The sequence below is a fragment of the Streptomonospora mangrovi genome, assembly GCF_027604915.1.
Lineage (GTDB): Bacteria > Actinomycetota > Actinomycetes > Streptosporangiales > Streptosporangiaceae > Streptomonospora > Streptomonospora mangrovi.
The window spans coordinates 101,757-122,538 of record NZ_JAJAQC010000015.1 but is presented as its reverse complement, the minus strand read 5'-3'; the positions used below and the strand labels follow the sequence as shown (position 1 = coordinate 122,538).

25 protein-coding genes are annotated in these 20,782 nt (G+C 70.7%); 24 read left to right on the top strand and 1 reads right to left on the bottom strand.

Going from position 1 to position 20,782, the window contains the following annotated elements; translation table 11 throughout:
• Positions 1 to 2 precede the first annotated feature (2 nt).
• From LG943_RS11055 to LG943_RS10940, 24 genes are all read left to right on the top strand, one after another.
• Positions 3 to 587: an HD domain-containing protein gene (locus LG943_RS11055; protein WP_270072139.1), complete on the top strand. Its 585-nt coding sequence runs from the start codon at positions 3 to 5 to the stop codon at positions 585 to 587.
• 653 nt (positions 588 to 1,240) lie between these two features.
• On the top strand, positions 1,241 to 1,750 hold the full coding sequence (locus LG943_RS11050) for a hypothetical protein (RefSeq protein WP_270072138.1): 510 nt from the start codon (positions 1,241 to 1,243) through the stop codon (positions 1,748 to 1,750).
• A gap of 293 nt (positions 1,751 to 2,043) precedes the next feature.
• The gene (locus tag LG943_RS11045) at positions 2,044 to 2,535 is read left to right on the top strand and encodes a hypothetical protein (protein ID WP_270072137.1); all 492 of its coding nucleotides are present in this window, start codon (positions 2,044 to 2,046) and stop codon (positions 2,533 to 2,535) included.
• Between the two features lie 56 nt (positions 2,536 to 2,591).
• On the top strand, positions 2,592 to 3,257 hold the full coding sequence (locus LG943_RS11040; protein WP_270072136.1) for an SAF domain-containing protein: 666 nt from the start codon (positions 2,592 to 2,594) through the stop codon (positions 3,255 to 3,257).
• A 35-nt stretch (positions 3,258 to 3,292) separates the two neighbouring features.
• Entirely contained in the window at positions 3,293 to 4,198 is a 906-nt protein-coding gene (locus LG943_RS11035) for a hypothetical protein (protein WP_270072135.1), read from the top strand.
• A complete protein-coding gene (locus tag LG943_RS11030; protein WP_270072134.1) occupies positions 4,195 to 5,556 on the top strand; it encodes a CpaF family protein in 1,362 nt (453 codons plus the stop codon). The genes LG943_RS11035 and LG943_RS11030 overlap by 4 nt, the downstream gene beginning before the upstream one ends.
• Positions 5,553 to 6,395, top strand: coding sequence for a type II secretion system F family protein (locus LG943_RS11025; protein ID WP_270072133.1), 843 nt, complete (start codon positions 5,553 to 5,555; stop codon positions 6,393 to 6,395). The genes LG943_RS11030 and LG943_RS11025 overlap by 4 nt, the downstream gene beginning before the upstream one ends.
• Positions 6,392 to 7,267, top strand: a complete 876-nt coding sequence (locus tag LG943_RS11020; protein ID WP_270072132.1) for a type II secretion system F family protein — start codon at positions 6,392 to 6,394, stop codon at positions 7,265 to 7,267. The genes LG943_RS11025 and LG943_RS11020 overlap by 4 nt, the downstream gene beginning before the upstream one ends.
• A gap of 30 nt (positions 7,268 to 7,297) precedes the next feature.
• Positions 7,298 to 7,489: a hypothetical protein gene (locus tag LG943_RS11015; protein WP_222600639.1), complete on the top strand. Its 192-nt coding sequence runs from the start codon at positions 7,298 to 7,300 to the stop codon at positions 7,487 to 7,489.
• Between the two features lie 8 nt (positions 7,490 to 7,497).
• The gene (locus tag LG943_RS11010; protein ID WP_270072131.1) at positions 7,498 to 7,860 is read left to right on the top strand and encodes a TadE family protein; all 363 of its coding nucleotides are present in this window, start codon (positions 7,498 to 7,500) and stop codon (positions 7,858 to 7,860) included.
• A complete protein-coding gene (locus LG943_RS11005) occupies positions 7,857 to 8,285 on the top strand; it encodes a TadE/TadG family type IV pilus assembly protein (protein ID WP_270072130.1) in 429 nt (142 codons plus the stop codon). The genes LG943_RS11010 and LG943_RS11005 overlap by 4 nt, the downstream gene beginning before the upstream one ends.
• Positions 8,282 to 8,683: a pilus assembly protein TadG-related protein gene (locus tag LG943_RS11000; protein WP_270072129.1), complete on the top strand. Its 402-nt coding sequence runs from the start codon at positions 8,282 to 8,284 to the stop codon at positions 8,681 to 8,683. The genes LG943_RS11005 and LG943_RS11000 overlap by 4 nt, the downstream gene beginning before the upstream one ends.
• Positions 8,684 to 8,706: 23 nt before the next feature.
• Positions 8,707 to 11,214: an OmpA family protein gene (locus LG943_RS10995; protein WP_270072128.1), complete on the top strand. Its 2,508-nt coding sequence runs from the start codon at positions 8,707 to 8,709 to the stop codon at positions 11,212 to 11,214.
• Between the two features lie 620 nt (positions 11,215 to 11,834).
• On the top strand, positions 11,835 to 12,026 hold the full coding sequence (locus LG943_RS10990; protein ID WP_270072127.1) for a hypothetical protein: 192 nt from the start codon (positions 11,835 to 11,837) through the stop codon (positions 12,024 to 12,026).
• Between the two features lie 131 nt (positions 12,027 to 12,157).
• Positions 12,158 to 12,781 carry a hypothetical protein gene (locus LG943_RS10985; protein WP_270072126.1) on the top strand — a complete coding sequence of 208 codons (624 nt, stop codon included), beginning with the start codon at positions 12,158 to 12,160 and terminating at the stop codon, positions 12,779 to 12,781.
• A gap of 80 nt (positions 12,782 to 12,861) precedes the next feature.
• Positions 12,862 to 13,497, top strand: a complete 636-nt coding sequence (locus tag LG943_RS10980) for a hypothetical protein (RefSeq protein ID WP_270072125.1) — start codon at positions 12,862 to 12,864, stop codon at positions 13,495 to 13,497.
• Between the two features lie 86 nt (positions 13,498 to 13,583).
• A complete protein-coding gene (locus LG943_RS10975) occupies positions 13,584 to 14,210 on the top strand; it encodes a DNA ligase-like domain-containing protein (protein WP_270072124.1) in 627 nt (208 codons plus the stop codon).
• 65 nt (positions 14,211 to 14,275) lie between these two features.
• The gene (locus LG943_RS10970) at positions 14,276 to 14,899 is read left to right on the top strand and encodes a transcriptional regulator (RefSeq protein ID WP_270072123.1); all 624 of its coding nucleotides are present in this window, start codon (positions 14,276 to 14,278) and stop codon (positions 14,897 to 14,899) included.
• 181 nt (positions 14,900 to 15,080) lie between these two features.
• Positions 15,081 to 15,908, top strand: coding sequence for a hypothetical protein (locus tag LG943_RS10965; RefSeq protein ID WP_270072122.1), 828 nt, complete (start codon positions 15,081 to 15,083; stop codon positions 15,906 to 15,908).
• Positions 15,905 to 16,264 (top strand): hypothetical protein, encoded by a 360-nt coding sequence (locus LG943_RS10960; RefSeq protein WP_270072121.1) that lies wholly within the window; start codon positions 15,905 to 15,907, stop codon positions 16,262 to 16,264. Before LG943_RS10965 ends, LG943_RS10960 begins: the two co-directional genes overlap by 4 nt.
• Positions 16,261 to 17,331 (top strand): DNA cytosine methyltransferase, encoded by a 1,071-nt coding sequence (locus LG943_RS10955; RefSeq protein ID WP_270072120.1) that lies wholly within the window; start codon positions 16,261 to 16,263, stop codon positions 17,329 to 17,331. The genes LG943_RS10960 and LG943_RS10955 overlap by 4 nt, the downstream gene beginning before the upstream one ends.
• Entirely contained in the window at positions 17,328 to 17,660 is a 333-nt protein-coding gene (locus LG943_RS10950; protein ID WP_270072119.1) for a hypothetical protein, read from the top strand. The genes LG943_RS10955 and LG943_RS10950 overlap by 4 nt, the downstream gene beginning before the upstream one ends.
• An 18-nt stretch (positions 17,661 to 17,678) precedes the next feature.
• Positions 17,679 to 18,008, top strand: a complete 330-nt coding sequence (locus LG943_RS10945; RefSeq protein WP_270072118.1) for a WhiB family transcriptional regulator — start codon at positions 17,679 to 17,681, stop codon at positions 18,006 to 18,008.
• On the top strand, positions 18,008 to 18,238 hold the full coding sequence (locus LG943_RS10940; RefSeq protein WP_270072117.1) for a helix-turn-helix domain-containing protein: 231 nt from the start codon (positions 18,008 to 18,010) through the stop codon (positions 18,236 to 18,238). Before LG943_RS10945 ends, LG943_RS10940 begins: the two co-directional genes overlap by 1 nt.
• A gap of 1,119 nt (positions 18,239 to 19,357) precedes the next feature.
• On the opposite strand, the gene LG943_RS10935 is transcribed toward LG943_RS10940, so the two are convergent.
• Entirely contained in the window at positions 19,358 to 20,731 is a 1,374-nt protein-coding gene (locus LG943_RS10935; protein ID WP_270072116.1) for a tyrosine-type recombinase/integrase, read from the bottom strand.
• Between the last annotated feature and the right edge of the window lie 51 nt (positions 20,732 to 20,782).

Genomic DNA, 20,782 nt, shown 5'->3' with positions numbered 1-20,782 from the left:
ACATGGCAGCGGATGACACCGAGGTGGTGGATTTTCTGTATGAGGTCGGCCTGCTGAAGAGGTACAAGCGCATCGGATGGGTGGTCGCTGGGGTTCCAGACGTCGAGAGTATCGCCGACCATTCCCACCGGACCGCGATCACCGCTGCCGTGATCGCGTCGTTGGAGGGCGCCGACCCCCAGCGTGCGGCGTTTCTCGCGCTGTTCCACGACACACAGGAGACTCGGACCACCGACATCCCCTACCTGGGGAAGCGCTATTTGAAGGCGGTTGCTCCGGCGGAAGTGACAGAGGACCAGGTGCGCGGGCTGCCCGCAGTCCTGGCGGACACGATCCGCGGCGCTGTGCGGGAGTATGAGGGGCACGAGAGCACCGAAGCGGTCTGCGCTCGCGATGCCGACAAGCTGGAGTGCCTGATGCAGGCAGTGGAGTACCGCAGCCAGGGCAGCAGCCACACCCAAGCGTGGATTGACACCTCTCTTGCGGCGTTGAAGACGGCTGCGGCGAAGCGTCTCGCGGAGGAGGCGCTGCGGCGCGGCCCCTTGGAGTGGATGCACGAGACCCGAGACGAGAAGCCGCCGCTGTGACAAGAGCCGGCGCCACGCCACATCGGGCTGGCACCCACACGCAGTGTGTGCCTTGGCCGGATTAGACGGATGGCGCCGGTTCGTCTGCGGTCGGCGAACGACGATCAGGGCGTGCTCGCTTCGGACGACCCGACTTCCGTAACGCGCCGACCCCCTGTGGGACCTGGCCTCGATCGCAGAGGTTCGCGCGGCATGGGCAGTCATCGGCACCTCGTGGCAGACGGGTGCCCTGGACTTGGACGAGCCCTTCGGCCGCCTTACGCCCGACGAAGTCGACGGAGTCCCACTGTCCCCGGTTGCCGCGCGGTAGCTCCTGACGCACATTTCGGGGGCGCCGCTCACTCACGCTTGTGTGCCGCACCCTGAAGCATAAACCGTTTGGTCTTTGGCCGCTTGGGCGAGGCGATTGGTAGGGGTACCCGAATTCGTTTCCCTGCCCATATTTTCCGTTTTCTCACCAAATGTCGTCCTCGATTCACGAATTTCGATTGGGGCGTTGTGTCCATTGGACACCGCGCCCCTGTGGTGTTAACAGCACTTTCGGTCGCGCATCGTTGCTCGATTTCGGTTGTCGAAGTGAGGTTTCGATAGCTAGAGTCATCCACGATTTCGGAGAGTAACTGGATGGTCTCCGTGCGAATCGAAGGTGGCTCATGCGGTACGTCCTCGGAGCAGTCCTGGTCGGTGCGTTGGCGACGAGTGGTTGTGCTTCCCGTGGTGAATCTGCGGAACCGACCACTCCTGCCACCGAAGCGCCGGCGACCTCCCACGAGGAGCGGGCACTGGAGGCATACCGGGGCCTAATGGATGCGGTTGTCGAAGGTTCACATGATGGTGCGACCGGTCATCCTGACCTGGCCTGGTACGCAACGGGGCAAGCACTGGAGTTTTCGGACGACATGCTCAACGGGATTCGTGCCACTGGGCGGCCTGATATGGACCCTCGGGTAACCTCGGCCGATCTCGCCTCGAACCCTCCGGAAGTCACCGTGGAGGACTGCGTGGACGATTCGGATTGGAACATCATCGAGGAAGATCTCGAAGGGCTCGGTCCGCTGCACGGGGAAGGGTTTCGCCCCGTCATCGCAACTGTCACGGAAAACAACGGAACCTGGCAGGTCTCCGAACTGTGGCTGGGCGAGTACGGCGAATGCGAGCGCTAGGAATGGCGCGGGTGCTTCTCGTCTCTGCGGCCTCGGCCGCGGGCGCAACGGCACTAGCCGGGCCGGCACACGCGGACGCGGCATTCTGGTCGACGTCGGCGTGCTCGGAGTCTTCGTGCGAGGTGACCGCGAACGCTCGGGAACCCGCTCCCGATACGGGCTCAGCCAATGCACCCGCCCTGCCGGCTCCACTGCCTCACCGACCGGTCGAGCCGGAGCCGAGTTGCTCTGAACCGGTCGGCGGGGCGGTCCGCTGCACGGCCACGTTGAGCGCTCCGCAGGCAGGCGGCGGGGTGGACGTGGCAGCCCTGGCCGAGCGGGCGCGGGCGCGGTTGGAACTGCCCGAGCCCGAGATCGGTTCCGCTCCGCCGATGGGCGGCACTGCTGTGGTGCGGTTTCCCCTCTGGCTGTGGATCGACGCCGAGCAGTGGCAGCCCCGCAGCGCGCGGGTGTCGGTGCGAGGAGGTTCGGCCTCGGTGACGGCCGTACCACGCGAGGTCTCCTGGGACATGGGCGACGGATCGGTCATCGCGTGCTCGGGCCCGGGCACGGTCTTCGACCCGGCGGTGCACACCCCGGGCTCGGAATCCCCCGACTGCGGACACGTCTACCGGTTGTCATCGAAGAACCGGCCAGGCGGGCGCGACACGGTCGAGGCGACGGTGGTGTGGGGCGTCTCCTGGGAGTCCTCCTCGGGAGAGGGCGGGCAGTTGGAGCCGATGGAGACGAGCACAAGCCGCTCGATCGAGGTGGTGGAAGTGCACTCGGTGGTGGTCGACGGCTGAGGGCCGCAGCAGGCGGCCGGGCGGCACAGAAGCAACGGGAGAAGAGGGGACGGAGTATGCCCACCAGCACCACCGGAGACAGGCATCCGGTGATCGGAGGAATCGCGGCTTCGCGGAGCCGGGAGCGGAAGTGGGCGGCGGCCGGGGTCGGGATGGTGGCGCTGGGGGCGCTGCTGGCGGTGGGCACCACGGCAGCGGCCACAGACCGCGCTCCGGTCGCTGTGGCGGCGCGCGATGTGCCCGTGGGCACGGTCATCGAGCCCGGCGACCTGCGGCTGGTCGAGACTTCGGGGTTGGCGGGGGCTGACTTCCCGGGGACCGGAGCCGAGGAGGTCGTGGGCCGGCGGGCCGCGGTGCCGCTGAAGGAAGGCACGCCGATCCCGCTCAGCGCGCTGAGTGACGCCGCGGCCTGGCCGGGACAGGGGCGGGCGGTGGTGGCCGCGTCGCTGCCTCACGCGGCGGTGCCCGAAGGCGCCGGCATGGGGGCTCCGGTCGCCGTGGTGCTGACCGGCGCGGCAGCCTCCGCTGAGGAGGCTGCGGAAGCCGAAGAGCCCGTGGTGTCGGGCCGGGTGCATTCGGTGGAGGCGGCGTCGGCGGGTGAGGAGTCGCTGGTGCACCTGGAGGTGCCCGAGGAGGAGGCGGCGGCCGTGGCGCGTGCGGCCGCGCGCCAGGAGATGCGCATGGTGCTGGTCGCCGCAGGCGCGGAGGGGGGAGACCGGTGATCGTCTCAGTGTGCTCGCTGGCAGGGGCGCCGGGGGTGACCACGCTGGCGGCGGCGCTGGCCATGTGCTGGCCTCCTTCGCCGCTGTGTGTGCCGGTGATGGTGGAGGCCGACGCTTCGGGCGGGGACATGCGGCTGTGGCATCGGCGGGGCGGTGAGCGGGGCTTGGGCACGCTCGCGGCGGCCAGTCGGCGCCCGCGCCCCGCCCACGGGGCGGGAGACAACCCGCTGCTGGAGCACGCCGAGGAGGTGACCGGCGGGCTCCATGTGGTGACGGCGCCTTCGGCGCCGCATCAGTGCACCGCAGCGGTGGAGGAGTTGGCGCAGCATCCGTGGCTGCTGAGGGCGGGGCGGGCTGCGGTGGTCGATGTGGGGCGCATCAGTCCGCGCTCGGCCGGGGCGCGGCTGCTGCTGTGCTCGGACGCGGTCGTGGTGGTGGTACGCGAGGACCCCGCGCAACTGGCGCGCCTTGCCGCCTCATCAGCGGTGGTCTCGGCGTTGGAGGAAGCCGGGGTGCCGGTGGGGGTGGCTCTGATGGAAGGGCCGCGCCGCTTCGCCGACCGCGAGGTCGCCGAGCAGACGCAGGCGCCTGTGTGGGCGCGGCTGCCCCAGGACCCTGCGGGGGCGGCGTTCCTCCGCGGTGAAGGTGTGCGGGCGGGCAGCGGTGTGTGGACGAGGTTGCGGGAATGGGCGCGTGAACGGCGCGGTGAGGCTGAGGTGGAGGGGCTGGCGCTGATGCGCACCGCTCGCGACCTCGCCGAGCGCGTGGAAGCCTACGGCAGGCGCGCACCCTCCGGCACGGGTGCTCGTCCGGCTCCGCCCGAAGTGAGGGCTCCGGCACCCGATCAACCGCAGCCAACTGCGATCGCAGCTCCGCCTCCGCCGCGCACCGGTTCCTTGGCGGTGACCGGCGCCGGGGCCGGCGCGGGGAGGGCGGCATGACGCTCATCCCCCACCCCTCCGTGGAGACCCCGCCCGCCCCTTCGCCGACACCCGTCGAGGCGGTGGCGCGGGCGGTGGCGCGGGCGGTCGCGGAGCGGGTGACCTCCCGGCTGCTTGCCGAAGGCAGGCTTGAGGCGGGTGCGGTCGGTGGTGAGGAGGCCCGGCGACGCGTGGCCTCAGTGGTTGACGAGGTGTTGGACGCCATGGCCGCTGACGCCCTGGCCCAGGGGCGCGCACCGCTGGATGCGGCCCAGGAGCAGCAGGTGCGCACGCTGGCGGTGGCCCGGATCTGCGGAATGGGCGGACTGGAGCCGCTACTGGCCGAGCCCGGGGTGCACAACATCCTCATCACCGGCGAGAAGGTGATTGTGGATTTCGGCGGCGGGCGCCGCGAACCGCGCCCGCCGGTGGCCGCCGACGACGCCGAGCTGGCCGCACTGGTGCGGCGCATCGCCGCTTCCTCGCCTTCGGGCGAGCGGCGCTTCGACGCCTCCAGTCCGCTGTTGTCGATGGAACTGCCCGACGGGTCGCGGCTGTCGGCGGTAATGGAGGTGTCCCGGCGGGTGTCGGTGGCCATCCGCCGCCACTCCCGCCACGCGCTGGACCTGAACGCCCTCCAATCGTCGGACATGCTCGACGGGCTGGCGCGCGGGCTGCTGGAGGCGGCGGCCTCAGCCCGGATGAACCTGCTGATCTCCGGCGCCACCGGAGCCGGTAAGACCACGCTGCTGCGCGCGCTGGCCGTGGCGGCGGTGGCTCCGTGGGAGCGCGTGGTCACGGTCGAGGACAGCCTGGAGCTGAACCTGGACCGCAGCTTGGAAGCGCGCTGCGACTGCGTGGTGTTGCAGGCGCGCCCGGCCAACGTCGAGGGTGTCGGGGAGGTCACGCTCGCCGAGCTGGTGCGCCACGCGCTGCGTCTGTCCCCCGACCGGGTGATCGTGGGAGAGACGCGCGGGCCGGAGACCATCGCCCTGCTCAACGCGATGTCGATGGGCACTGACGGGTCGATGGCCACCATCCACGCCGGCAGCTCGGCCCAGGTGTTCACCAAGATCGCCGCCTACACGGCCCAGGCGCCCGAGCGCCTCAGCCTGGAAGCCGCCAACCTGCTGGCGGCCTCAGCGGTGCACCTGGTGGCCCCCATCGCGGTCGACCCGCGCGGACGGCGCTGGGTGTCCAGCATCCGCGAGGTGCTGGGCGCGGAGGGAGTCCACGTGGTCTCCAACGAGGTCTACCACCGCCCCCGCCCCCAGGGGGCGGGGCGCCTGCTGGTGGCGCCCAGCAGCGAGCGGGCCGACGTGCTCGCGGCCCACGGATTCGACGCGGCCGCCGCGTTCTCGGCGGGAGGTGCCTGGTGAACGCCCACGTTCTCCTGGTGGCCGCCGCTGCCGGCGGTCTGGCGGGCGCCGGGCTGGTCTGCTGCGCCTATGCGGCCCGCCTTCGGCGCATCGACCTGCGGACCGTGGTGGCGCGCGTGCGCACCAGCCAGGTACCGGCGCGCGGGGTGGGAGCGGTGGTCACGGGGGTTCTCGTGGGGCTGGCCACGGGGTGGCCGGTGGGGGCGGTGCTGGCCGCTGCTGCGGCATGGTGGCTGCCCCGGCTGCTGGGTCCCGACCGGGCCAGCGCGCAGGAGGCGAAGCGGGCTGAGGCTGTAGCCGCCTGGGCGAGTCAACTGCGCGACCTGATGGCCGGCTCAGCCGGGCTGGTCCAGGCCATCACCGCCACCGCGCCGGTGGCCCCCGCGCCGATCCGTCCCGAGGTGGCCGAACTGGCGCGCAGCCTCCACACGGGAGTCCCAATGGAGGCGGCGATGCGCTCCTTCGCCGAGCGCGTCGACAACCCCACCGCCGACCTGGTCGCCGTGGCCCTGTCCTCGGCCGAAGGCCGGCACGCCTCCGACCTGGGCGCCCTGCTGGGCCGTTTGGCCGAGTCCTCGCGCGACCGGGCGAGCCTGCTGGTGCGCACCTCGGCCGGGCGCGCGAGGGTGCGCTCCTCGGTGCGCATCATCGCCGCGATGACACTGGGCATGGTGGCGGCGATGGTGGCGTTCAACCGCACCTACCTGGAGCCGCTGGACACTGCCACCGGCCAGCTCGTGCTCGCCCTCGTCGGCGCGATGTGGGCGGGGGCGTTCGTCTGGCTGGGGCGTCTGGCCGCGCCGGTGGCGGCCGTGCGCCTGCTGGGACGTGCGCGGTGAGCGTTCTGGTCGCCGGAGTGGCCGGGGCAGCGGCCGGCGCCGGGCTGTGGATGCTTGCCCGCGCCGCGCGCCGCCCCTCGCTGGCCGACCTGCTCGCTCTTCCCGCTGCTGCACCGCCCTCTGCGGCGAAGGCGCGTCCGGCCGCGCGCTTGGGACGCTCCGGTGCCAAGGTCGTGGGGCGAGCCGGGCTGCCTTCGCGGCGGGTGCGCGCGGATTTGGCGGTCACCGGTACCGCGCCCGAGCAGTACCTGGCGGAGAAGGCGTGCGCCGCTGCGGCGGCCTCGGCGCTGGCCGTGTTCGTGATCGCCGCGACCCTGGCCACCGGGCGGCCCGCCTCGCCGCTGACGCTGGTTGCTGCGGCGGCGTGCGCGGCCTCCTGCTGGATGGCGCCCGACCTGGCCCTGCGCTCCCAGGCGCGCGCCCGCCGCGCCCAGTTGCGCTCGGCCGCCTGCCTGCTGGCAGACCTGGCGGTGATCGCTCTTGCGGGCGGCGCCGGTGTGGCCGGAGCCCTCGCCCAGGCCGCCCGCCACGGCCACGGCTGGGCGCCCGAGCAGATCCGCACCGCGCTGCACGCCGCCGCACTCAGGCGCCAACCCGCCTGGAGCGCCCTGAGCGACCTGGCCGACCGCACCGGCGTCAGCGAGCTGGGTGAACTGGCGGCGTCCCTGCACCTGGCCGGGACCGACGGCGCCCGCGTCCGCGCCTCGTTGACGGCCAAGGCCCAGGCCCTGCGCGTCGCCGAACTGGCCGAGGCCGAGGCCCGCGCCGCCGCTCAAACCGAACGCATGACGCTGCCAGTGACCGTCCTGGTCCTGGGGTTCATGGTGCTGATCGGCTATCCCGCACTCGTCCACGTCGTCACCGGCTTCTGACCGCGCCCGTCCTTGAGGAGGACCCGAACCGTGCTCGCCCGCCGACTCGCCGCCACGCTCCGCGCGCGCCATGCCGCGCTTCGTGGCGACCGGGGTTCCTACACCACCGAGATCGTCATCGGCATCACCATCGTGGTCGCCATCACCGCCGTGGTCGGCCCGATCCTCACCGACACCTTCGCCCAAGCCGCCCGCGACATCGACCTGGGCATCACCAAGTGAAGTACCCGTTGAGTGACCGGGGTTCCACCGAACTGGTGCTGGCACTGCCCCTGGCGTTCACCATGATCGCTGCGGTGCTCCAGCTCGGGCTGTGGGCGCACGCCCAGCAGCGCGCGGACGCGGTGGCCCACCAGGCTGTCTCCGCCGCCCGCGCCTACGAGGCCACCGCCGCCGACGGCCATGCGGCCGGGGCGCAGGCGTTGGACCAGCTCGGTGGTGCGCTGCTCACGCAGCCCCGGCTGCATGTCGAACGGGCCACCGGCCGGGCCACCGCCCGCGTGGAGGCGGTGGTCCCCAGCCTGGTCCCCGGTTGGCAGCCCAGCGTTGGCGCTGTACGCCGCGGCCCCGTCGAACGCCTGGAGGCACCGTGAGCCGCCGGCGGAGTCATGAGCAGGGCAGCGCGGCGGTGGAGTTGATGCTGGCCGCGCCCGTCCTGCTGCTGGCGGCGCTGCTGATGGTGGCCGGAGCCCGCTACGCCGACGCCGCGTTGAAGGCCACGGCCGCAGCCCACAGCGCCGCCCGAGCGGCCTCCCTGCACACCGACCCCGCCCACGCCCGCAACGCCGCCCGGCACCAGGCCAAAGCCGCCCTGGCCCACGCGGGCCTGTCCTGCGAGGAGCACACGGTGTACCTCCAAACCCTTGGCCCCGAGCGTCGTCAGTCGGTGCACGCGCAGGTGGGCTGCCGTATCGCCCTGGGCGACCTCGCTCCGCTGGGCCTGCCCGGCCACACCATGGTGCGCGGGCAGGCAAGCGCCCCCATCGACCCCTACCGCGATACCGAGGCGACTTCATGAGGCCGCCCCGACGCCAGGGCGGCGACGAAGGGCGGGTGCTGGTCCTGGTCGTGGTCCTGGCCACGGCCATCGGCGCGTGCTTCGGCCTAGTGGTCGACGGCGGACGCATGCTCCTCGACAAGACCCGGGCGACCACGCTGGCCCACGAGGCCGCCCGCGCCGGAGCCCGCGAACTCGACACCGCCCACCTGGCCCAGACCGGCCGCATCCGCCTGGACGCCGGTGCCGCCCGCGAGCAGGCCCGCGCCTACCTCAAGGCGGCCGGGGCACAGGGAAGCGTTCATGTCGAAGGCCAGCGGGTGAGCGTGGTCGCCGAAGTCCCCTACACCACCCGCGTCCTGCCCCTGGGCGAGGGCATCGCCCAGGCCCGCGCCAGCGCCGACGCACTCCAGAACTGACCGAACGCGCGGAGGCCGCCGCCATGTCCTCACGAGCCGATGCCGCCGCCGGTGCCGCCGGCGTGCTCTTCCTCTTCGCGGCCCCGCCGGCGGTGGCCTTCCTGGGGCTGCCGGCGACCGGTGCGCATGTCAGTTGGGCGGAGGTGCTGATGCACCTGCGCGCGTTCACTCTGCCCACCTCTGTGGTGCTGAGCGGGCTGGCGGCCGTGGTCGCCCTTGCCTGGGCCGCCTACGCCGCCGCCACCCTGGCCGACCTCCTGCGCCTCGCCCGCGGACAGACCCCGCGCCTGGCGGTGGCCCGACTGGTCGCCGCTCTCCTCGCCGCGCTCGCCGCCAGCCCCACCGCCCACGCGGCGACCGACGAGGCGACAGCCCCCGCACCGGCGCTGCCTCAGAACCAGTCCGATGCCACCGCTTCCACCGACGCCCACGGCCCGGCCGACCTGATCGAGCGCCACCGATCCGTTGAGGGCTTCGCCGTGGACTCCCCGCACCTGACCCCCGACATGCGCGCAGCCTTGGCCTCCACCGCCGAACTCATCAGCGCCTACGGCGAACCCGGGTCCGCGATCACCGTCACCGGCCACACCGACCCCACCGGACCAGCGGCCCACAACGCCGACCTGTCCCAGCGCCGCGCCCAGGCCGCAGCCTCCTACCTCCAAAAGGCGGTGGGCGAAGGCTTCACCATCACCGCCGAAGGCCACGGCCCCGCCGCGCCCGCAAACGGAGTCCAGGACTACGCCGCCATGCGCCGCGTCGAGGTCGACTACCGGCTCCGTCCCCCCTCGGCGTCACTCCAGGCACCCACGCCTGACAGGCGCAAACCTCCCGCGCCCCAGGCCGAGCAGCCTGCCGCTGAGAACCACGCCGCCCTGGCAGCCGCCACCGACCCCGCCGCGACCACCACGGCCGTGGGCACAGCCCTGGCCGCCGGCCTCCTGGGCGGCTACACCCTGGGACGGCGCACACGGCGCCCCACCCGCAACGCCGTCGAGGAGAAGACGCCGAAGGCCAGCAGCGAGCCCGAGGACGGCGCCCTCCCCAAGGAAAAGGAAAGCGAGAACACCGGCCACAATGCACCGCCACCGCCGCCCAACGGCGACTCACTTCGCCTGACGCCCGACGCAGCGGTCAACGCCTCTGCCGGCGTCAGCATCACCGGGCCTGCCGCCGCCGACCTGCTCACCGAACTCATCACACGGCTCGCAGCCGAGGCACCGGGCAACGTGATCACGACCCGCGCTGTTCTCTCTGCACTCGGTATCGCCGACCATGCCCGCCCTGTCGGCGCAACGGTGACCCCTAGCCTCCAGGCGGCGCTGGTGCGGGCAGAGGCACGCATTATCGCCGCCCATCGCGACGCCGACCGTCCCTCGCCCGGAGACGCCCTGCCTCCTCCGACCGTCGTAGTGGAAGCACCGGGACCCGACGAGGACCGCGACCGGCTGCACGCCGTGCTCGCCAGCGGTCTGGACCCCAAGCCCACCGTCGTCGCCCTGGGCGACCTGGGGCGTGGTGTGCACGTGCACGCCGAGGTCGCCCTGCTGCGCATCACCGACGCCGAGGGGGCGGTGCGGGAGGTGGCCCGCGGCATCAGCGCCGACAACAGCCCTCCGCCCGCCCCCGAACTTCCGGCGCAGGACACGCTGTCCGTCCCACCCGAGGCAGGTGCCGCGAACGCCTCTGCCGCCGGGGCCGAAGCCGCTGGTGAAGTCGAAACCGGGCAGGAAGCCGCAGTTGAGGCGTCCGGAGGCCGGGTGCGGCTGCGACTGTTCGCGCCGCGCCTTGGCGTCCAGGCCGACGGCCTCGACGTCGCCGAGCAGATGCGGTCCTCGGCCCGCAGCCTGCTGGCGTTGCTGGCCATCCGGCCCTCCGGGGCCACCGGTGAGGAGATCGCCGAACTCCTCGCGCCCGAGGCCCGCCCCGCCCAAGCCCGCGCGGCCCGCAACAACGCCCTCAGCAGCGCCCGCGCCGCCATCCGCAGTGCTCTGGAGAGCCCCGACCTGCCCGTCATCGAGTTCCACGCCGGCCGCTACCGGCTCCAACCCGGCCTCTTCAGCGCGGACCTGTGGGACTTCAACGACGCGGCGACCGCCGCGAATAACTCCACCGGCCGCACAGCGCTGTCTCAGCGAGAAAACGCCGTTTCCCACTACGCTCATGAATTGCTTTCGGATATTTCGGAGACGTGGGTGGAATGTGAGCGCCAGAGGTGCCGCACCGCCGCTGCCCAATTGTGTGTGAAACTTGCCCACGCTCACCAGGGTGAAGCGAAGGCGGAGTGGTTCGAGCGGGCCTGTACTATCGACCCCTATAACGAGGTCGTGCACCGGTACCTGATCGAGGTCCACGCCGAAACGGGTGACACCGACGCCGCCCACCGGGCTTACCAGCGCCTGGCCCAGAACCTCAAAGAAATCGGTGAGCGGCCCGGAAGGCAACTGCGAGAATTCGTGGAGCGCCTCACCTCCGTCCCACCGCTTCGCGCTACCGCTGCGGCGCGAGCGGGCCACAGGTCCCTCCGGTAAGTCGACGGGGAGGCGTCTGCCGGGGGCGCGCGCTTTGTTGCATGCTTTCCCGCTCGCTCTGCCCCGCGTTGGCCGCGCGCTGGCCGCGCGTTGGGCGCCCGCTTGGGGGCGCGCTTAAACCGCGCCCCCCGCGAAGCGCTATCAGTGCAGGTCAGCGTGTATTCAGCTCGCCCGCCCCAGCGTGTGGCTGGTACACCACAGGTGGTGTCCCTTCACGTAGGGCCGGGGGCGGGCCGCCTGGTGTAAGGCTGCCTCGGGTGCGTTCCGGCCTTGCTCTTTTCTGCTTATCCCTCCTCGTGTTCTATTTCCATCTCTTTAATGCCTTTAGGGTTCTCTATTTTTTTCGATTGCAGTCGTTGAGGGTCGATGATCGCCCGGTTTTTAATTGATTCACAGTCGTCCGATGTTTTCTCTGTTGAAAATAAATGCGAGAAAGGACCTGTGAATCGTTTGACAAGCGCCCCTCTTTTGCGCTCATCTTGGAAGTGCGGGTCGGACCGCCGCCGGAGGTTCTGAAACACGGGTCGGCGGTGCCGGATTAACGCGGTAGGGCTGTCCAATTGGCATGGGTGGCCCCGGGAAGCCGGACCCGGCGGAACATCAGAGATGGAAAGGAAACCATGGAAAAGATCACGACGCTCTTCTGTCCGGAATGCGGCGAAGAGGTGGCCAACGTACCGCCGCGGGTGTGGCTCACCGGAACCCCGCGCCCCGAGCACAGCCACCTCGACGGCGAGCCGTTGTGCGCAGTCATGACCGAAGAGGGCTACCGCCCGGCCAAGCCGATCAACTGCCGCCCCAACCTCGACTAGCCGCTACGGCGAGGCGGGGTTCGGCCCCGCGACGAAGACGGCCCGCGCCCCAATACCCGGCACGGATTGCGACCCCAGACCGGGATGGGCGCGGGCCCCACACCACCACTGCGAGTAGCAAGGAGTGTGCTGTGAGCACCAGTATGCCTTACGCCGGGCCGCTCAACATCTGGCCCAGTGACGTCACCCCGATCATGCAGCGCGACGTTGGGCACCTCCTGGTCTGGACCGAGGCGACCGAGAAGGTCGAGGCGGTCGAACCCGGTCACGTCCCGGGCGCGGAGGCGATGATTCTCGCCGGGGCCGACGACCTCGAGCGGATGGCCGAGCAGGCCGCCGAGGAAGGCGAGGGCTTCACCGATACCTACGCCGCCGCGACCCTGCGTGACATGGCAGAGGGGCTGCTGGCCGAGTGGCCTGCCGTCAAGGCGCTGACGGCGTGTGTCCTGGACCTTCGCACCGACATGGCGCGGCGGTTCTTCTACCTGGCAGGTGCCCCGTCCTACCGGGAGCACCCGCGTGAGCACTACCTCACGGACGTCTACCGGTGCAGCGACCGGCCTGACGTGACCGTCTCCGTGACGACCAGCGCGTTCATGCACTCCACGCCCGCGCGAATTCACCTCTCGCGCACCGACACGGGCCGTGAGCTGGCCAGGTTCGACATCCGACTCTCCGGCTCCCGTCCCGGCCTGGCCGCCTACGCCATTGCCGGAGCCGTCGAAGCCGCGGTCGCGGCCCTGCCTCAGCGCTGACCCGCGCCTCCCCCTGGGTGCCGCCGAGGAGGCGGCACCCAGGGCGAGGCCACCCGCATACCTCATTTCAGGAGACACCTATGTCTGAATTCCCGGAGAGCTATCTGTCCCGTGCGGCCGATGCGCGTCTGAAGACGGTCCATGTCGCCGCAGCGCACTTCAACGGGCCCGGGGCCGTCATCGTCTACGACAGCCTCCAGCGTCGCTACCGCACCATCTGCTCCGGTGACCGGTACCACATCAGCGAACCCGAGCAGGTCGTCGTCGCCGGTCACGGCGACATCCAGCAGGCCCTGGCCGACTATCCCGACGACCACCTGGTCGAGGACCTCACCAGCGATCTGGCAGCGCAGGCTCTGCGCCACCTGACGGCATGGGCGCAGACCGAGCGCCTGGCCGGGCTGGCGCCGATCACGGCCCTGCGCCGTGCCATGGCCCACCACGGCTTCTGCACCGATCGGCGCAGCGACCTGGGCCGAACCGAGGAGGGGGCGCTCACCACCACCGACCGCTTCATCCACAGCGAGGCCCACCACCTCACGGTGGTCATCGACCACCTGGCCACGGCGGGTGCGACCAGCACCCGAGTCACCCAGGTGCGGCTGCTCGACGGCGCCACCGAGATCGCCGCCTGGAACGGCACCACCCGTCCCGAAACGGCCTGCGCACGGGCGTGTGAGATCAGCACCGCCGCCCACCGCTACCTCGGCCACTGACACGGCGCCCGTGCGGGGCGCGCACGCTCCGCGCCCCGCACGGGCCACCTCCCAACAGAAAGCTCCAATACGCAAGGAGTACAGCTATGTCCAACGGCGAGACCGCCGCGTTCTTGACCCGCGCCTGCCAGGCGACTGTGACGCGGAGCATCGTCCACCGGTGCCTTACCAGTGGGCCGGGCAGCACCATCGTCTACTCCCGGCACGGACGCCCTGACTGCTACTTCCACGACCCCGATGAGACCTACCACTGCCGTGAAGAGGATGGGGTGCTCGTCTGGGGCCACGCCGACATCACCAACGCCATCAGGGACTACCGCAGTCTGGGGCTGAGCATGCCCCACCTGCTCGCCGCCCTGACGAAGAACGCCCATGAGCACCTGGGCCACTGGTTCGAGGTAGGCCGCGCCGTGCCCGGCGTCGAGCACGTCCGCGAGTTTTTGTACGCCGCCCAGTTCCGCCATGACCGGCGCGGCGAGTTCGTGACCACCGGCGAGGGCAAGCGCGTGATCCGCGACCACCTCGTCTACCGGACCCAGCCCCATATCACCGTCACGGCTGCCCACACCGTGGTCGAGGGGGACCTACGCAGCACACGGGTCCAGGTCTACGACCTCGGCGCCGAGATCGCCGCGCTGTCGTTCCGCGACGCCCCCGCCGAGCACCTGCGGCCGCTGGTCACGAAGGTACGGCGCTACTGCTACCTGACCTGAGCCCCGCTTCGGGCAGGCACCCACCTGCCCTCGGACCAGACCGTCTTGCGTTGAAGGGATAGTCCATGACCAGCACCGCAGTGCGCGCTGACATCACCACCCACCTGCGCGCACTCACCGCCCCGGCCAGCGCCGCCGAGATCGCCGCCGCCCTGGGTAGGGCACGCTCCACCGTCACCGCTGCCCTGCGCGACCTCGAGCAGGCCGGGCAGGCCGTGCGCACACCGGGAGGATACGACCACGGGCGCCGCCAGCCCGACCTGTGGGAGGCCGCCCGGTCTGATGACCCCGTCGAGGCGTCGAAGGCAGTGCTCGCCGATGACGCACCCGCCCCGGACAACGGCGTGGGGGTGGCCCCGACGCACGCTTCTGCGGCAGGGTCCGAGACGGACGCTGCGCGGGGGGCCGCCGTTGAAACCCCGACCACTCCGGAGCCGGGAGTCGCTCCCCAGACGCCGGTGGCGCTGAACCCGGTCACCAAGACCGCGCGGCTGGAGCCGGGCGCGCTGCGCGAGATGGTGCGAGCCATACTCCACGCCTCTCCCGGGAAGGAGTTCTCGCCCATCGAGATCAGCCATCTCCTGCGTGGGCGCAGCGTTGGCGCCATCCAAAACGCCCTGGCCCGCCTCGTGCGCGACGGGCAAGCCGTACTGACGTGCGAGGCGCCGCGCCGCTACAGCGCCGCCTAGCGCCTCGCGCCACCTGCCACCGCCTCTTGCGGCTGCGGCCGCCCCAGCCCCGAAGGGCCACCGCCCTTCGGGGCTGGCGCCGTCGCCACCGCGGAAACCGTGCCGACCGCGTCCAACCCGACCCGGTGACCGGCTCTATTAGGGGACGTCAGGGCGAAGGCGGGGCGGGCGGGCGCACCACATGGCGCCACACCACGACGGCACCACCACGGCAGCAGGGCAACGACAGCGGCCTCCGCTGGCGGTATGGCCCTGCGCGCAACATTCCGGCACTCCGCCGCAGGAGGAACTCACCCAGCGGCTGATCACCGACCTCAGCGCGCCCGGCGACACGGTGGTGGCCCTGTGCCACGGTGAGGGCACGGCGCTGGCCCAGGCGGCGGCCATGGGGCGAAGCGTTCACGGCATCGAGGTGCAACCGGAGCGGGTCCGTGCCGCGCAGCGGCGCCTGCGCGAACGCCTCCCGGCTGAGCGCCGCCGTGAGGTGGTGCACTGGCAGGCCGACGCACGCACCGCCGAGGTCCTGCTCGCCCCCGTCCGCGGCCGTACCCGCCTTGTCCTCCTTCGCCTGCCCCGCGCTGGACGGCACACCGACGCGCCGGAGGCAACGGTGCGCGGCGACCACTTCGGGCGGCTTACCGGCGCCGCATACGCGCGGGCGGTCCAGTCCTTGATCGCCGCCGCCGCTGGGCTGCTGCGGGCCGGCGGACACCTCGCCCTCATCTGCTCCGGCCACGGCCAGGTCGGCAGGGAGGCCGATCTGGTGACGGTGTGCGCCCACGCCGCCCATGCCGCCGGGCTGGCCTATGTCCAGCACATCATCGCCCTGACCACGCCTGTGAGCGTTGACGCCACCAAGCAGGCAGAGGAATGCGGCGGTGTGCCTGGAGGAAAGGAGCTTGGCGCCGCCCATGCCAAAGCCGTCACCACATTGATCACCCCATGCCACGACGACGTGATGCTCCTGCATAAGCCCGCCGCTGGGCCCGCAGGAGAGGCGGGGCGATGAGCACGCTGCGCACGGTGGCCTCGGTACGGGCGACCGGGCAAGAGCAGGCCCTGGCACAGCTCGGACGGTGGTGCTCGGGGCTGCCACTGGAACGCTCGGCCAAGATCATGAACGCCGTCCGTCTCGGACGCAGTGACTTTACGAGCAGAGTGATGGCCGCAGCCCGAAGTGTCGGCCTGGAGCCGGAGGGTCGGTTGGCCGCCCGCTGTGCGCCGGGCGAAGGCCGGGTGGCGCCGCGCAGCTCCTTCTTCGCCAGCCTCGAAACGGCGCGGCTGTACTGCACGGGGATCGCCGCGCACACCATCCAGCACGAAGACGTGCTGATCTTTGGCAACCCGACCGGGGAGGCGCCATGACCGCCGCGACGGCCCGCGCCCAAGGCAGGCGGCCTCCAGTTCCGGCATCCATCGTTGGAGCACCGCCGCCGGTCATCGGATCGCTGTGCACTGGCATCGCGGGCCTCGACCTCGGGCTGGCCGCCGCCTTGGGCGGCGCGCACGTGGCCTTCACCGCTGACACCGACCCCGACGCGGCCCGCTTCCTGGCCCACCGCTTCCCCAGCACACCCAACCTCGGCGATGTGGCCGACATCGAGTGGAGCCGCCTTCAGCCCGTCGACATCATCACCGCCGGGTTTCCCTGCGAGGACGTCAGCATCTCCGGCCGAGGAGCCGGCATCGCCGAAGGGACACGCAGTGGCACCTGGGCACACGTCATGGAAGGTGTTCGCCGTCTACGACCCCGCCTGCTCATCGTGGAGAACGTCGCCGCGCTGCGGTGGCGGTGGAGAGGCGCGGGCCTGGACCGCGTCCTCTCCGACCTGGCCGCCGCGGGGTATGACGCGCAGTGGTGCAGCCTACGCGCCCGCGACATCGGCGCGCCGCACAACCGCGAGCGGCTGTTCCTTGCTGCCTACCCCGGCCGCCCGCGATGCCGGACGCGGCCCCTGCCAAGTCGCCGAGCGAAAACGCCGGGGCAAGCAGATCGGGCTGCCCGATGCGATCCGCCACCTCGCCGAGACCAACCCGGCGGCCGCCTCCTGCACCCGGAGCTGCTCACCGACGCCCTGTGCACCGCGCCGGCGCAGGCGCCCGAAGTAGCCGACTGCCCGCTGGACGCGACCGGATCCTGGGGCGCGCAGGAAACGGCGATCCGCCGCTGGGAGAAGGCCACCAGCCACCCGGCCCCTTGCCCGCTCGAACCCGGCCAGCGCGGCGGGCGACGCCTCAACGCGTGCTTCACCGAATGGCTCATGGGCTTTGCGCCCGGCTGGATCACTGATCCCGCGCTGCGCCTGTCCCGTGACGCCCACCTGCGCCTGCTCGGCCGCGCTGTCATCCCGCACCAGGCCCACGCCGCCCTGCGGCTGCTCGTGACCGGATCCGACCACCCCGAGGGCCACCCGTGGAGGAGCCACCTGTGAACCGCTTCGCCGACGACCTCACCCGCCGCGCCGTCGTCGCCCATATACGCGCCTTGGCCGACTTCCTGGAGGCGCGCCCCGACCTGCCTCTCAGCCCGCACACCCGAGTAGAGGTCGTCTACTTCCCCCGCGGAAGCGACCAGGAACAGGACAAGGAGATCGACCGCATCGCCGCCTTGCTGGGTACCGAAGGCCATCGGGAGGGTCAGCACTACGCCTGCGAGCGCTCCTTCGGCCGCGCCGCATACCGCGCCGTCGCGATTCCCGCCCACGTCCGCGCCCGCCACCGCGCCCTGTTCTCCTACGCCGACTCCATCCGTCCTGACTGACGAGGCGGCACAAGGGACATGCCATCGGCCTCGGGAAAGGGGATAGCCATCACTGCACCTCTGGCCCTTGCGGCTGCGCGGACCTGGCATGAGCACGCTGCGTGCGGCAGTGGCAAACCGGACCTGTGGTTCCCGAGTCAGGGAGGAAGCGTCCGGGCAGCCAAGAAGGTATGCCGGCGCTGCCCCGTGTGGGTGGAGTGCCTGGACTACGCGATGCGCGCGGGCGAGCGGTGGGGAGTGTGGGGAGGCGCCTCGGAAGAGGAGCGCCTGCGCTTCCGCACCGCCACCGGGCGCAAGCAGTTCCAGGTGACAACAGAAGAGGAGGGTGAGTGCAGTCCACTCCGCTGATGACGATCCCGCAGGCGGCGCGCCGCCTCAACGTCCCGGAGTCCTGGCTGCGCGACAAGGTGACGGCGCGCAAGATTCCGCATCGCCGACTTGGCAAGCACGTGCGATTCTGCGAGGAAGACCTTGATCAGATCGCAGAACAGGCCCGGCAGGAGCCTGCGGCCACTCAGCAAGGCCGAAGAGGGGGGTATGTGCGTCGGTGGGCGCCAGGGGCGGCTGGCCCGAGGTGACCATGCTGTCGTTTTTCCGTGCAAGGGAAGATTTCTCCCCGCCTGAATCCAGCCAAGGGCTTCGACGTGGCTTGCTCGTTAGGGCGGTACGTGCTCGCGGGAGGCATCACTTAGCAGAGGGAACACCTTGGAGCGCGTCGGACCACTCGAGAATGGTGGCTAATGAGGGGAACATGAGGGGAACATGAGGGGCACATGAGGGGCCCTATGTGGGCTAATGTGGGATAATGAAGGGTCCATGAGGGCAACATGTGGCCTCATGCGCTCCTCCAAGGGATAACATGTATGCGAAATAAGAGCCCCTGGGGTGGTCCTGGCGGTCCATGGTCCCCAAGGGCTCGGGTTGGGAGACCAGGGGTCTTGGCTGCTAGCCAAGGCCCCCGGTTCTATAGGCGTCGAGTATCAGACGTACAAATGCCTCCAGGATTCTCAGGGCCTCTGGCCTTCTCCACCATGGGCCGCAGTCTTCTTTCTTGGCCATAACTTTCCCTCGCTTTCGGCACGGGCGGCTGGCTGCCGTCCGGGGTCGACTGGCTGCCGTCGACACCATGGCTACGACGGACGCCGCGAGGGCTGATCGTCATCTAACCTAATGCGCGGCCGCCCGTCCGAAAACGGCGTCGAAGGACCCTTAGTCGAATCAATGCTCGCGCACCGAGCAGGGGATACAGTTCGCCAGCTTTCGAAATCGACCGCACGCGAATCAAAGGTGAATTGGTCAAAATACGAGCATTTGAGTTTCGTATACCCAAAATAGGCGCCGATTTGCATGTACACCACGGGGATCGGTGTCCGGTTCGAAACCGTGTCGGCCAGCGGAGGTGGGGTGCTGGCGCGGATTAGCCGACCAGTTTTGGATACCCAAAATAGGTCATGTTTTGGGTACCTGTAACAGGCGCCCCGGGTGCCTGAACCGGGTGTTGGCTCGCTTGCGCGCGACCGGGTGATCGGCGAACTGGTTCGGACCCGCGCTCAAGGGTCAGAATCTGCCGCCGCGTGTCCGGGCGAGGTTGAAGTTCAGCCTGGGCAAGGAACCGGCGCCATGCCTGAAGGGGTGTTGGCAACTGGGTCGAGGGGCCGGGCGAGTTACGCCCGGCCCTTCACTCGGCTGTGTGGCTGTCAGGACACCGCAGCCAATTGCTGGGTGGTGGCGTTGGCGGGAAGGGCGTCTGTGGCGGGCGGTACGGGTATGCCGTCGATGGCGCTGAGCAGGTCGTCATCGAGGTCGGTGACGAGGTGGCCGTAGCGGTCCATGGTGGTGGTGATGGACTTGTGGCCCAGGCGGCGCTGGATCTTGAAGGCGTGGACGTTCTCCTCGATGAGCCAGGAGACGTGGGTGTGGCGCAGGTCGTGGATGCGGGGCTTCTTGGTCAGGCCGAGTGCCTGGGCGCGTTGGACGGCCTTGACCCAGCGGCGGTTGTAGAAGGAGGAGTGGCGCCACCACGCGCCTCGCTCGGTGGTGAAGACGAACTCCTCCGGTCCTTTGCCCGAGATGCGCTGCTGGAGCAGGGCGATGGTGCGCGGGGTCAGGGTGATGCGGCGCCGTGACTGCTTGGTCTTGGGCGGGCCGAGTTTGAAGGTGTTGTCGGGCTGGCGCTTCCAGGCGCGGCGGACCTCTAGGACGCCGACCGCTGTGCGGCCGCCGGTGGTGGTGGGTGCGGTGCGGATGGTGATGTCGCGGACTTGCAGGGCGGTCAGTTCGCTGTAGCGCAGTCCGGTCAGCACGAAGACCTCCAGCATGTCGCGCACGTCGGGGTGGGCGGCGTCGCGCAGGAGGCGGAACTCATCGCGGGTGAGGAAGCACATGTCGTCGGCGCCTTCGCCGTCGTCCAGGCGAGGCAGGCGGGTGTTGGCGGCGGGATTGGAGGGCCGCAGGGGCGGGTCCTCCTGGGTGGCGGCCTGGCAGATGATGAACAGCAGGCCGTGCAGGTTCTGGATGGTCTTGGGCCGGAGCGGCGGACGCAGCCAGCCGATGCGGCCCCCGCGCTTGGCGCCCTTCTTGCCCGCCCCGGTCCGGGGGTTGACGGGTGTGCGCGGGTCGGGGATCCCGGCCTGGAGTGCGTTGACCCATTCGCGGACCCGCTTGGGTGTGAGGTCGGTGGTGTCGCGCAGGTCGGCGTCGCCGAAGGCGGGAATGAGGTGCAGGCGCAGGTCGCGGAGGTACTCGAAGCGGGTGCGTTCCTCGATGCCCGACAGGGAGTTGATCAGATCGGTGGCGTAGTCGGCGAAGCGCACCGGTTCGGGCGCCTCCTCCGAAGCGAGCCGGGTCCAGCCGACTCCCGGCACCCATCCCGGTGCCCACCCCTGGCGGGGGATCCAGTTGTCGGGCCATTCGTGGTGGGCGGCCTCGACGTGGAGCTTGAAGGTGTGGGCGGCGGCTTGGGTGTCGAAGGGCTCGGACTGGGGCGCGCCCGTGCGGGTGCCGCCGAGGCGCCATTTGACCCAATAGCGTGTGTTTCCGCTGCTCAGGCGGCGTTTTTCGATGGTTGCCATGGGTCGACCATCGCTCGGTGCGGCCCTGACGCGGAGGGAATCGGGGGGAGA